Annotated in this window: 11 protein-coding genes; 4 read left to right on the plus strand and 7 right to left on the minus strand. The window is 70.6% G+C overall.

Going from position 1 to position 11617, the window contains the following annotated elements:
* Positions 1-4 precede the first annotated feature (4 nt).
* On the minus strand, positions 5-955 hold the full coding sequence (locus LXT13_RS13730; RefSeq protein WP_233372482.1) for a DMT family transporter: 951 nt from the start codon (positions 953-955) through the stop codon (positions 5-7).
* A 132-nt stretch (positions 956-1087) separates the two neighbouring features.
* On the opposite strand from LXT13_RS13730, the gene LXT13_RS13735 reads away from it, so the two are divergent.
* Entirely contained in the window at positions 1088-1969 is an 882-nt protein-coding gene (locus LXT13_RS13735) for a LysR family transcriptional regulator (protein WP_233372483.1), read from the plus strand.
* Between the two features lie 6 nt (positions 1970-1975).
* On the opposite strand, the gene LXT13_RS13740 is transcribed toward LXT13_RS13735, so the two are convergent.
* The 3 genes from LXT13_RS13740 to LXT13_RS13750 are packed head-to-tail and all read right to left on the minus strand — an operon-like array spanning position 1976 to position 5947.
* Positions 1976-2701: a DUF6683 family protein gene (locus LXT13_RS13740; protein WP_233372484.1), complete on the minus strand. Its 726-nt coding sequence runs from the start codon at positions 2699-2701 to the stop codon at positions 1976-1978.
* Between the two features lie 23 nt (positions 2702-2724).
* The gene (locus LXT13_RS13745; protein WP_233372485.1) at positions 2725-4341 is read right to left on the minus strand and encodes a hypothetical protein; all 1617 of its coding nucleotides are present in this window, start codon (positions 4339-4341) and stop codon (positions 2725-2727) included.
* Positions 4316-5947, minus strand: a complete 1632-nt coding sequence (locus LXT13_RS13750) for a hypothetical protein (protein ID WP_233372486.1) — start codon at positions 5945-5947, stop codon at positions 4316-4318. Before LXT13_RS13750 ends, LXT13_RS13745 begins: the two co-directional genes overlap by 26 nt.
* 194 nt (positions 5948-6141) lie before the next feature.
* Between LXT13_RS13750 and LXT13_RS13755 the strand changes: the two genes are divergently transcribed.
* The 3 genes from LXT13_RS13755 (at position 6142) to LXT13_RS13765 (ending at position 9629) form a co-directional block, all read left to right on the plus strand.
* Entirely contained in the window at positions 6142-7512 is a 1371-nt protein-coding gene (locus tag LXT13_RS13755; RefSeq protein WP_233372487.1) for an ethanolamine ammonia-lyase subunit EutB, read from the plus strand.
* Complete coding sequence (eutC, locus tag LXT13_RS13760) at positions 7509-8306, plus strand: ethanolamine ammonia-lyase subunit EutC (RefSeq protein ID WP_233372488.1); 798 nt, start codon at positions 7509-7511, stop codon at positions 8304-8306. Before LXT13_RS13755 ends, eutC begins: the two co-directional genes overlap by 4 nt.
* 69 nt (positions 8307-8375) lie before the next feature.
* On the plus strand, positions 8376-9629 hold the full coding sequence (locus LXT13_RS13765) for a D-alanyl-D-alanine carboxypeptidase family protein (RefSeq protein WP_233372489.1): 1254 nt from the start codon (positions 8376-8378) through the stop codon (positions 9627-9629).
* 177 nt (positions 9630-9806) lie between these two features.
* Here the strand turns inward: LXT13_RS13765 and LXT13_RS13770 are convergent, their stop codons facing one another.
* From LXT13_RS13770 to LXT13_RS13780, 3 genes are all read right to left on the minus strand, one after another.
* Positions 9807-10166, minus strand: a complete 360-nt coding sequence (locus LXT13_RS13770; protein WP_233372490.1) for a hypothetical protein — start codon at positions 10164-10166, stop codon at positions 9807-9809.
* 4 nt (positions 10167-10170) lie between these two features.
* Positions 10171-10326, minus strand: a complete 156-nt coding sequence (locus LXT13_RS13775; RefSeq protein ID WP_233372491.1) for a hypothetical protein — start codon at positions 10324-10326, stop codon at positions 10171-10173.
* A 276-nt stretch (positions 10327-10602) separates the two neighbouring features.
* Positions 10603-11484, minus strand: coding sequence for an AraC family transcriptional regulator (locus tag LXT13_RS13780; RefSeq protein WP_233372492.1), 882 nt, complete (start codon positions 11482-11484; stop codon positions 10603-10605).
* Between the last annotated feature and the right edge of the window lie 133 nt (positions 11485-11617).

An 11617-nucleotide genomic window follows, 5' to 3' on the forward strand; every position in this document is an offset into this window, starting at 1 on the left:
GCGTTCAGGCCGTGCAGCGCCGTGACGTGGCGGGCCGCGGTGCGGCGACGGACCGCGACTTCGGCGTCCACACCGTCAACGCCAGGCCCAGGCCCACGAGGGCGGCGCCAGCGATCTCACTGGCCTGCGGCGCATGGCCCATCACCGCGCGCACGGCAATGACCGACACCGGCACCATGTTCAGGAACAGCGTGCCCATCGGTGCGCCCAGCCGCTTGACGCCGGCGTTGAAGGCCAGCGCCGCGGCCACGGTGGGCAGAAGCGCGATGTAGACCAGACTGGGCGCCAGGCCTGCCAGCACCTCGGGCGTCGGCGCGTCCACCCAGCCGGCGGCCGTGGCCAGGCCCGTGCCCAACGCCAGCCAGGGCAGCGCGGCGACCGCCGTCAGTGCGGTGTACTCCAGCGGGCTGTGGTCAGGCACCTTGGCTGCGCCGCGCGTGTAGAACACCCAGCCCAGCGTGCCGGCCAGCGTCAGCGCATCGCCGAGCAGCACGTGGGCGTTCAGCTCGCCGCCATGGCCCAGCGGGTGCGCCACCGTGGCCACGCCGGCCAACGCCAGCGCGGCGCCCAGCAGCGCGCGCAGCGGCGGCTTGTGGCCGTCCAGCGCCCAGCGCAGGCCCAGCGTCGTGAACGGCATCGTGGCCATCAGCACCGATCCATGCGACGGCAGCGACAGCTTCAGCCCGTGGAACACAAGCAGGCTGAACAGTCCATAGCCCGCCAGGCCCACCAGCGTGTGGCGAAACGCATGGCGGCGCAGCTTGAGCCAGGGCGCGTCACCGAACCGCTGCACCAGCGCCGCAAGCACGGCGGTCGCCAGCGTGTAGCGCACGAGCGTGAACCATGCCGGGTCCAGCTGGGCGGTGATGGGTTTGCCGATGAGGAAGAGGCTGCCCCAGGCCGTCGTGGCGAAAAGCAGCGCCGCGATGGCGGCGGGGCGGGTGGTGGTGGTCATGCAGGGCTCCCGATGGATTCCGATGCCAGTCACTGTCGTGGGCACCCGCCGCCCGGTCCATTCGTTTCCACGGACCGCCCCGTTCGGAAAATCCGCACCCGGCCGCCGCGCGTGCTGCGCAGAATGCCGGCCATGGAGATCTACCAGCTCAAGACCTTTGTCGCCGTGGCCACCGAGGGCAACCTCACCCGCGCCGCCGAGCGCGTGTTCACGAGCCCGCCGGCCGTCAGCGCGCAGCTCAAAGCGCTGGAGGACGAGTTCGGCGTGCGGTTGTTCGACCGCAGCGCCCGCGGCATGACGCTCACGCCGGCCGGTGAGCGGTTGCTGGCCGAGGCGCGGCGCACGCTATCCGCGGCCCAGGCCATGCAGGCAGCGGCCGCGCAGATCCGCGGCGAGGCGCGCGGCCAGGTGCGCATGGCCACCGTCAGCGATGCGGTGGCGCTGCGGCTGGGCGAGGTGTTCGTGCACCTGGCCGAGCACCACCCCGGTGTGCAGCTGCAGTTGCAGCAGCAGGTGTCGCTGCGGGCGATCGCCGCCGTGCGCCGCGGCGAGCTGGACTGCGCCTGCGTGCTGCATGAGCACGAGGCCATCGACGGCCTGGAGCTGCGGCGGCTGCAGGCCGCCGAGATCGTGCCCGTCGTGCCGCGGCGCCTGCTGCTGAACGGAGGCTTACCGGCCGACCTGGCGGGCCTGGCCGCGCTGCCCTGGGTCACCACGCCGCCGGACTGCGGACTACGGGCCCACCAGGAACGGCTCTTCGCCCAGGCCGGCATGCCGCTGGACGTGGGGCTGACGGCGGACACCGAAGTGGCCGTGCGCGGCATGGTGGCCGCCGGCATGGGCGCCGGCATGATGCGGCGCGACCAGGCGGCGCTGCTGGAGGACGCCGGCCAGGCGCGCGTGTGGCCGGGATGGTCGGCGCCGACCTGGTTCTGCTGGATCAGCAGCCCGCAGGCGCTGACCCAGCCCGCCGTGGCCGCCGTGCGCGACGCAGTCGCGCAGACGTGGGTCTGAACGGGGTCAGCGCGTCACCAGCCCCTGCGGCCCGATCTGGATGCGCTCGATGGCCAGGCCCAGGCCGGCTTCCAGGTTGGCCTTGGCGGCGTTGCGGAAATTGACCTCCTGGTTCGCGTCAGGCTGGCGAGCCAGCTGTTCACGGTAGACGGCCATGAAGGTACCCACCATGGCCAGCTGCTCGTACATCTGGCGCTTGAGCGCCGGGCTGCCCTGCGCGAAGGCGGCGTTGCGGGCCAGCAAACCCTGCATCTGCGTGACGAGGGCCTTGAAGTCGGCGTCCGGCACCTGCTGCTGCATGAAGGCCGCGTAGTTGCCGGCGATGAAGGCGGCCGTGGCCGCGCCGACGTCGTTGGGCGTGAGGCCCAGCTGCGTCTCCAGCTTTTGCCAGAACAGGAAGGACTCCTCGAAGGCCTTGGTCATCGCGGCGCGGTGTTGCGCCGGGAAGCGCTGCGCCAGCTCGACGGCCGACTGGTGAACCTGCGCGGGGGCGTTGGCGATGACGGGCGCGCCACCGGCCACCAGCGGCGCGGCCGGCGTGGCGCCAAACGCCGGTGCGGCAGCCGGCTTGGGCTGGCCGGACTGGGCCGGCGCGGGGCTGCTGCCGGCCGGCGTGCCCAGCATGCCGCGCATCTGCTCGGCGAGGCTGAGCGACGGGGCGACCTGGGCCGAGGCGGCGCCGGCGGCGACCACGAGCGCGGCGATGGCCGCGCGGAAGGCGAATCGGGGCATGAACACTCCAGGGGAACGAGACATCATTTGTCGCGGCTGAGGCTGCCGCTGCCGACGTAGACCGTGTCGGCATCGCCGTGCACGGGAAAGCTGAGCAGGCGCTCCTGATGGCCGTCGTCGAAGTCCAGCGTCAGCACATAGCCGCTCAAGCGGTAGCGCCCGCGGCGGCTGGCGCCGTCGTCGACCTTGCGCGAGCTGACTGCTCCCGCCGTACCGAGCGGCCCGCCCACGACGCCGCCGCCGGTGCTGCTGCTGCCGCTGCCATCGGCCTGCGACGAGCCGCTGATCATCGTGCCGTTGAGCGTGGCAGCCATCGAGCCGGACGTGCCCAGGCTGCTGCTGCTGCGCTCGAAGCGGCCGTCACGCGTGAAGCGCATGCCGTTGCGGAACGACATGCCGCCCAGCACAAGGCTGCCGTGGAAGCTGCCGCGGCTGAAGCTGCCTTCCAGCTTCGTGTCGGCCGGCCAGGGTTTGACGGCGTAGTGCTTCTCGACCTGCCAGGCGCCGGGGCGGCCGTCGTCGTCCTGCGGCTGCATCTCGTAGCCGTTGCCGGCCGCGCGCCAGCGGCCCCACTGCTGCGGCTCCAGCTGCCGCGACACGGCGACGTTGAGCTGGTCCGGCGGCATCTCGGTGCGGCGGTAGACGCTGCCGTCGCGCAGCAGGAAGCGCACGTCCTCCTCCCACGTCGTGCCGTTGTTGAAGTTGCTCCAGCCGTGGATGACGATGGCGGCCAGGTCTTTGTCGGCCAGGCCCTTGGCGGGCGCGGTGGTCACGCGTTGCAGCAGCACCTCCTCACGCTCCGGCGGGGCCTGCGGCAGCGGCGAGGGCGTGAGGGCCGACGCATCAGCCACCAGCGCGGCCTCGTTGAGCGACATCGTCGAGCCGCCGAGCGACGAGGTCTTGCCGCGCAGCACGATCTCGCGCCCCACCCAGGGTTCGGCATCGAAGTCGAGCAGGATGGCGCCGGGCCGCCGCCGGCCGCCCTCGGCGCGGTGCACCAGCTCGAACTTGTCGCCCGCGCTGCCCCAGCGCTTCACCCAGCCCTTCACGACCACGACCTCGCCCGCGCGCTGCGACGCCTTGGCCAGCGCCGACACCTGGCTGGGCAGCACCACTGCGCCGCGAGGCTGGCCCGGCACGACGGTCGGCAGGTCGGGCTTTTGTGCCATCTCCACCGCCACGAGCGCGCGGGCGACGGGGCCCGCCTGCGGGTAGAGCGCCGTGGCGTCCATCGCGGGCGTCTGCAGGTCGCGCGCGAGGCCGGCGCAGATCGGCTCGGGGTTGGCCTCGCCCAGCACGCGCTGGCGCATGGGCTCGATGAGCCGGCCCCAGGAGAGCGCATCGCCGCCCTGCCGGCGCTTGCTGGAGTCGAGCACCGAACGCATGGGCGCCAGTTGGTGGCGCTCGCGCCACGTCACCCAGGCGGCCTGGGCGACGGGGGCGGACGGCGCGCCGATGTCCTCACAGGCGTCGACCGACGCCTCGGTCATCACGTCCAGGCTGACGGCACCCACGAGCTGCTGCACGGCGGCCCTGTCGGTGGCCAGGCGCTGGGCCTCGGGGCTGGGTGCGGCCTGGGCCGCCGTGGCCAGCGCCGCCCACAGCAGCGCCGCCTTACTTCTGACGTTGGTAGCTTGCATGGCCGATGAAGATGGTCTTGTCGCTGTCGGGGTAGACGATGAAGCTCAACATCCGCTCCTGGTGGCCGTCGTCGAAGTCCAGCACCAGCGTGTAGCCGCCGAGCTTGTAGCGGCCGCGGTAGCTCGCGCCGTCGTCGATGCTGCGCTGGCTGGCAGTGCCCACGCCGCCGGCCACGCCGCCCGCGCTGCTGCGGCTGCCCGAGCCGTCGCGCTGCGACGAGGCCGACACCACCGCGCCACCGGCCGCTGCCATGCCGCCCGAGCCCGACACGCGACCGAAGCTGCGCTCGAAGCGACCATCTCGCGTGAAACGGTAGCCGCGCCGCGTCGTCGTGCCGCCCAGCATCAGGCTGCCGCTGAAGTTGGCATTCTCGAAGTAACCCTCCAGCAGGGTGCCGGCCGGCCAGGCGCGCGCGGGAAGGTGCTTGATGCGCTCCCAGTCACCGCTGGGCTTGCCATCATCGTCCCAGTCCTGCAGCTCGTAGCCGATGTCGCCTTTGCGCCAGCGGCTCCACTGCCGCGGCTCCAGCTGGCGCGAGGCCGTGGCGTTGAGTTCGTCCGGCGGCATCACGGCGCGCGCGTAGGCGGTGCCGTCGCGCAGCAGGAAGCGCACGTCGTCGGTCCAGCTGCTGCCGTTGTTGTAGTCCGCCTCGCCCCAGACCACGACGGCGGCCACGTCCTTGTCCTGCAGGCCCTGGCCGGGCTTGGCCAGCACACGCTGCAGCAGCACGCCGGGGCGCTCCAGCCGTGACTGCGCCAGCGTCGAGGGCTTCAGCGCGCCCGCCTCCGTCACGATCGCGACGTCGCTCAGATGCATGGCGCTCCAGTCCAGCGACGTCGCCACGCCGCGCAGCACCACTTCGCGGCCCACCCAGGGTTCCAGGTTGCCGTCCACGTACACCTTGGTATAGGCCGTGCGACCGCCCTGCTCGTGGATGAGCCGGAAGCGGTCCGGGTTGCGCGACCAGCGCACCACGCGGCCTTTCACGAAGACGTCGCCCAGGCGCTGACGCGCCTGCTCCACCGAGAGCGTCTGCCAGCCCCGGCTGTGCTGCGCCGCCAACGCCTCCAGCTGGCTGGGCAGCAGCAGCGTGGCGCCAGCCGGGGCATTGGCAGCGGGGGGCGTTGACGGCGGCCAGGCGAGCTCCGCCGCCACCATCGCGGCCGCGCCATCCCGTGCCCGGGGGTAGAGCGCGCCCACGTCCATGCCCGGCGTCTGCCAGTCGCGCATCAGCGCGGCGCAGGCCGCCTCGGGCTGGGAGTCCTGCAGCACGCGCTCGCGGATGGGATCGGTGAGCTGCTCCCACGGCGCCAGGCCGGGCCGGTTGTGCGCCGCGCCGCGCAAGCGTGTGAGCACCTGGCGCAGCGGCGCGATGTCATGCTTCGTGCGCCAGGCCACCCAAGCGGCGCGCATCGCCGGGGCGGAGGGCGCACCGATGTCGTCACAGGCTTCCACCGAGGCCTCGGACATCATGTCCAGCCCGACCGCGCTGACCAGCTGCTGCACGGCCTGCGGGTCGACCGCCGGGGCGGCGAGTGCAGCAGTCGCGGAAAGGACGGCGGAAAACCCGGCGAGGCACCAGGCCACGGCCCGCCAGCCCCTCATGAGGGCCGGCCTGCAAGAACACGTCATGCGTCGAATGAAAAGGAAACGTTGGATCGGGGAGGCGCGATGGTCCGCACGCGGCCCGGGCCGGGCAATCCCACGGTCGGCAGTCCGGTAATCCGCACGTCCGCTGGGCCGCGGCCACGTCACGACCTTGTCATGCAGCCGCCGCGGGTTTTGCGCACACTCGCGCCATGGCCTTCACCCACACGCTCGGTGGCGAGCGCTACACGTTTGGCGACCTGCGCACGCTGCTGGCCCGCGCCAGCCCGCGCCGCTCGGGCGATGAACTGGCCGGCGTGGCGGCGGCGCAAGCCCGGGAGCGCGTCGCCGCGCAGCTGGCGCTGGCGGACGTGCCGCTGACCACCTTCCTGAACGAGGCCGTCGTGCCCTACGAGGCCGACGAAGTCACGCGCCTCATCGTCGACACGCACGACGCCGCGGCGTTCGCGCCCATCGCTCATCTGACGGTCGGCGACCTGCGCGATGCACTGCTGGCCGGCACGGTCGAGCCCGCCGACATCGCGCCGGGCCTCACGCCCGAGATGGCCGCGGCCGTGACCAAGCTGTGCCGCGTGCAGGACCTGCTGCTGATCGCGCAGCGCTGCGAGGTGGTCACGCAGTTCCGCAGCACGCTGGGCGGGCGCGGGCGCCTCGCTACGCGGCTGCAGCCCAACCACCCGACCGACGACGAGACGGGCATCGCCGCCAGCCTGCTGGACGGTCTGCTGATGGGTGCCGGCGACGCGGTCATCGGCATCAACCCCGCAACGGACAACCTGCCACAGGTGATGCGGCTGCTGCAGCTGCTCGATGCGGTGATCGCCCGTCACGAGGTCCCGACGCAGAGCTGCGTGCTGACGCATGTGACGACGACGATCGAGGCCATCCGCCGCGGCGCGCCGGTTGACCTGGTGTTCCAGTCCATCGCCGGAACCGAGGGCGCCAACATCGGCTTCGGCATCACGCTCGCGCTGCTGCGGGAGGCGCGCGACGCGGCGCTGTCGTTGCGGCGCGGCGGCCGGCAGGTCATGTACTTCGAGACCGGCCAGGGCAGTGCGCTGTCCAGCGGCACGCACCACGGCTGCGACCAGCAGACGCTGGAATGCCGCGCGTATGGCGTCGCTCGGCACTTCGACCCGCTGCTGGTCAACAGCGTCGTCGGCTTCATCGGGCCGGAGTACCTGTTCGACGGCAAGCAGATCCTGCGCGCGGGGTTGGAAGACCACTGCGCCGGCAAGTTGCTGGGCCTGCCGATGGGCGTGGATGTCTGCTTCACCAACCACGCCGAGGCCGATGTGGACGACCTCGACAGCCTGCTGACGCTGCTGTGCACGGCCGGCTGCCACTACATCATGGGCGTGCCCGGCTCGGACGACATCATGCTGGGCTACCAGAGCACCAGCTTCCACGACGCGCTGGCTATGCGTCGCCTGCTGGGCCTGCGGCCCGCGCCCGAGTTCGAGGCCTGGCTCCTGCGCGTGGGCATCTTCGACGGCCCGCTGACGCTGGCCGACGGCCTGCCCGCGCGTTTTGCGGCGCTGCTGGAGGCGCCGTCGCCATGAAGCCCGCCGTCACCGCCCAGCCCTGGGCTGCGTTGCGGGCGCACACCGCCGCGCGCATCGGCCTGGGCCGTGCCGGCGCCAGCCTGCCCACCGCCGCCCATCTGGCCTTCCAGCAGGCCCACGCCGAAGCCCGCGACGCGGTGCACACGCCGCTGGACGTGGACGCGCTGGTGGCCGGCCTGCACACGCTGGGCGAGGCACCGCGGCACGTCCACAGCCGCGCGCCGGATCGCGCCACCTATCTGCAGCGGCCCGACCTCGGGAGGCGCCTGAGCGAGGCGTCGGCGGCCACGCTGGCGGCGGTGCAGGCGGTGCCCGGCGACCTGGCCTTCGTGCTGGCCGACGGCCTCTCCGCGCTCGCGCTGCAGCGTCAGGCCCTGCCGCTGTTCACGGCGCTGCGCGAGCGGCTGCTGGCCGAGGGTGGCTGGACGTGGGCGCCGCCCGTCGTCGCGACCCAGGCCCGCGTCGCGCTGGGCGACGAAGCCGGCGCGCTGCTGAACGCGCGCTGCGTCGTCGTGCTGATCGGCGAGCGGCCCGGCCTGAGCGCGCCAGACAGCCTGGGCGTTTACTTCAGCTGGGCGCCGCGACTCGGCCTGGTCGATGCGCAGCGCAACTGCATCTCCAACGTCCGCCCCGAAGGTCTCGCTCCGGATGCCGCCGCCGCCAAGCTGCATGTGCTGTTGCGCGACGCCCGAACGCGGCAACTGAGCGGCGTTGCACTCAAGGACGAGCAGGATGACCGGGCGGCCGCGACGGTGTCGTCGGGCCTGATGCGGCGGCTGGGCGGCGCGTGAAGAAAGCCCTTCCGCGGAGGTCGGCCTAACATGCCGCCAGGCGATTGCCTTCCTGAAAAGTACCTCTCGATGATTTCCCGCTTCTCTCCCTCACAGCTGCTCCCCTTCGCCCTGGCCGGCGCGCTCCTCGTCGCGGTGCCTGCGACGGCCCTTGGCGCGCCGCATGCCAAGCCGCACGCCGCCGCCAAAAAGCACAAGGCCGCCGCCGCGCCCACCGAACCCGAGATGACCACCGACGCCAACGGGCGTTCGGTACCGGTGCTCGCCAACAAGGCCTGGGTGCTGATGGACTTCGACACCGGGCAGATCCTGGCCTCGTCCAACCCCGACGAGCCGCTGCCACCCGCGTCGCTGACCAAGATGATGACCAGCTACCTGGTGGAACAGGGGCTCAAGACCGGCAAGCTCAAGCCCACCGAATCCGTCACGATGAGCCTCAGTGCCTGGTGCCGAGGCGGCAAGGAGGGCGACAGCTGCATGTTCGTGCCGCTCAACGCGCAGGCGTCCGTCATGGACATGCTGCGCGGCGTCGTCATCGCCAGCGGCAACGACGCCTCCAAGGCCCTGGCCGAGCATGTCGGCGGCTCGGAGGCGGGCTTCGTTGCGATGATGAATGCCGAGGCCAAGAAGCTGGGCATGAGCAAGACCCAGTTCGCGAACGCGGCCGGTCTGCCCGACCCCAACAACAAGGCCTCGGCCCGCGACCTGGCCGTGCTGGCGGCCGCCATCATCCGCAACAGCGCCGAGTACTACCCGATCTATGCGGAGCGCGAGTTCACCTACAACGGCATCAAGCAGGGCAACCGCAATGCGCTGCTGTACACCGACCCCACGGTCGACGGCCTCAAGACCGGCCACACGGACGAAGCCGGCTACTGCCTGACCGCCTCGGCCAAGCGCAACGGCATGCGGTTGATCTCGGTCATCATGAACGCGGACAGCAAGCAGGCCCGGGCAGACCAGACCCGCGTGCTGTTCAACTGGGGCTACAGCAACTTCGAGCAGGCCACGCCCGCCCAGGCCGGCGCGGTGCTGACGAACGCCAAGCTCACCTATGGCGTGGCGCCCACGGTCGCCGCGGGCCTGGCCCAGGCTTGGACGTTGCTGGTGCCCAAGGGCCAGGCCGCCGCCGTTCAGACCTCGATCTCGCTGAATCCCGAACTCACGGCACCGATCGCCAAGGGCGCCCAGATCGGCAAGATCGTCGCCACGGCCAATGGCAAGCAGGTTGGTGAGGCTCCGATCGTTGCGCTCGCCGATGTGGAGCGTGCCGGGTTCTTTGAGCGGCTGCGGCAGCGGGTTGTTGGCTGGTTCTCGAAGTAGGGCGCTGGCTGCCGGTCAACGCTCGCTCCGCGGAGCTGGGCGTTGCCGGCGGCCCGACGCCCAGGGCTTTCGCGTCGACGCATTGGCCGAGAGGGCGTCTCCGCAGCGATTGCCCCTCCAACTCGCGCCTTGCTGATTAACGGATTCGGTCGCACCAGTGAATTGCCGTCGGAAATGCTAAGCCTTACCCGACTTGCCTGAGCTCAGCCGTGCAACGTCGGATTGCAGTGAGTCGACGAGCAGTTCCTGATTCGGTTGAGCCTTCACGAACGTTTGCCTGACGATGTCTTCCATCTTGTCCGGCATCGCGGCAACTGTTTCGTCAAACTGCTGCATCCTTTCCTCGAATCTGCGCTTTGCCTGCTCTTTCTCGTCTTCCGACGAAGCGGCTTCCAAGTCCTTTTCATGCCACTTTTGAAGTAGCGACCTGAATACGCCAATCATCATGCCCGCGCACTGCCTCATGACCTGGGCAAGGATCTCCTGCAGAAATGGCAAGACGACGTGAACGAAGATCAATGTGGCAATCTTCTTCATGTCTTCACGCCTCCCGTTCGGCTGGCTTTTGCAAGTCGGCGCGAGCCTTGCGAGAAATGAAGCGCCCGTAGGCGCCCATGGCGACCGCTGTGACCATCCCACACGCGAACGTGATGGCAAATGCAGCCAAGTGCTCCAGCGGTGAACTGCTGTTGTTCATTGAAATGCTCCCTCAAGAATGAACCGGTACTCAGGATTCTTGAGGGCAAGTGGCTCACAGGGTGAGCCAGTCGTTTTGCATCCATGACTTTGTGCCCACTTCGGCAAAGTCCAGCGCACGACCACACTACACCACGGTCTGGCCGGAGACGGCCGGCACTCTGACGGTTAGCAGAACGGCCCTGTCAAAGGGCCGCTTCCGCCCTGAATCCGGCACGCGCAGCCCGCCAACGCACGAACCGAAGAGCAGTCAGCCGCACCGCTGGACCTCGTCGCCTCACGTCCCCGTCGCCCTCACCCCCAGCCGCGCCTTGTCCCTCCCCGGCGGCGCGCCGAACAGCCGGCTGTACTCGCGGCTGAACTGCGACGGGCTGTCGTAGCCCACGCTGTAGCCGATGGCGGCCACGTCGCCGGCGTCTGACAGGATCCGCGCCCGGGCCTCCTGCAGCCGGATCAGCTTCTGGAACTGCAGCGGACTCATCTTCGTCGCGCCGCGGAAGTGGCGGTGGAAGGACGACTCGCTCATGGCCACCATGTCGGCCAGCATCGGGATGGAGATGGGTTCGGCGTGGTGGGCGCGGATGAAGCGGATGGCCCGGCCGATCTGCGACAGCCGGCTGTCCGCGAGCCCGATCTGCCGCACCATCGCGCCCTGCGAGCCGTGCAGCAGCCGCCACACCAGCTCGCGCTCCACCAGCGGCTGCAGCACGGCGGCGTCGCGCGGCGAGTCCTTCAGCCGCAGCAGGCGCACGACGGTGTCCAGCAGTTCGTCCGGCGCGTCGCTGACTGCGAAGCCCGAGGGCGTGGGCGGTGCCATGTCGGCCGGGTTCATCTCCAGCAGCAGCGAGGAGATGGTTGCCGGCCTGAGCCTCATGCCGGCGGCGAGATAGGGCAAGGCCGGGCTCGCCTCGGTGACGCCGCCGGCGATCGGCAAGTCCACACCGACGACAAGGAACTGCCCGCCGCGGTACTCGAACACCTCGTCACCGAGCATGGCGCGCTTGGCCCCCTGCGCGACGACGACAAAGGTCGGCTCCAGCACATGGTGCTGCATCTCGCTGGGGGCTTCAGTCATCACCGCGAACACGCCGTCCTTGCAATCGTGGCCGACGATCGCATGACGCCGGATCAGTGCCTGCAATGCTTCCAGAGAGTTCATGGCGGCACCGTAACTGCTGCGCGGTGAGCTCTCAAGAGCCGGCATGCGGAAATGAGCGGTTTGTGCAAGAGCTTGGCGGTTTTTGACTATCGCAGCCCGGCTCGCCGGGGCCGTTCGGCGAGGTCGATCGCAT

Origin of the sequence: Pelomonas cellulosilytica (genome assembly GCF_021353265.1) — a bacterium.
Lineage (GTDB): Bacteria > Pseudomonadota > Gammaproteobacteria > Burkholderiales > Burkholderiaceae_C > Pelomonas > Pelomonas cellulosilytica.

Bases quoted from the DNA above. Each gene is read 5' to 3' on its own strand.
- LXT13_RS13755 (WP_233372487.1), top strand. From the start codon at position 6,142: ATGGCCTTCACCCACACGCTCGGTGGCGAGCGCTACACGTTTGGCGAC.
- eutC (WP_233372488.1), top strand. From the start codon at position 7,509: ATGAAGCCCGCCGTCACCGCCCAGCCCTGGGCTGCGTTGCGGGCGCAC.
- LXT13_RS13750 (WP_233372486.1), bottom strand. From the start codon at position 5,947: ATGAGGGGCTGGCGGGCCGTGGCCTGGTGCCTCGCCGGGTTTTCCGCC.
- LXT13_RS13740 (WP_233372484.1), bottom strand. From the start codon at position 2,701: ATGCCCCGATTCGCCTTCCGCGCGGCCATCGCCGCGCTCGTGGTCGCC.
- LXT13_RS13780 (WP_233372492.1), bottom strand. From the start codon at position 11,484: ATGAACTCTCTGGAAGCATTGCAGGCACTGATCCGGCGTCATGCGATC.
- LXT13_RS13730 (WP_233372482.1), bottom strand. From the start codon at position 955: ATGACCACCACCACCCGCCCCGCCGCCATCGCGGCGCTGCTTTTCGCC.
- LXT13_RS13775 (WP_233372491.1), bottom strand. From the start codon at position 10,326: ATGAACAACAGCAGTTCACCGCTGGAGCACTTGGCTGCATTTGCCATC.
- LXT13_RS13770 (WP_233372490.1), bottom strand. From the start codon at position 10,166: ATGAAGAAGATTGCCACATTGATCTTCGTTCACGTCGTCTTGCCATTT.
- LXT13_RS13745 (WP_233372485.1), bottom strand. From the start codon at position 4,341: ATGCAAGCTACCAACGTCAGAAGTAAGGCGGCGCTGCTGTGGGCGGCG.
- LXT13_RS13765 (WP_233372489.1), top strand. From the start codon at position 8,376: ATGATTTCCCGCTTCTCTCCCTCACAGCTGCTCCCCTTCGCCCTGGCC.
- LXT13_RS13735 (WP_233372483.1), top strand. From the start codon at position 1,088: ATGGAGATCTACCAGCTCAAGACCTTTGTCGCCGTGGCCACCGAGGGC.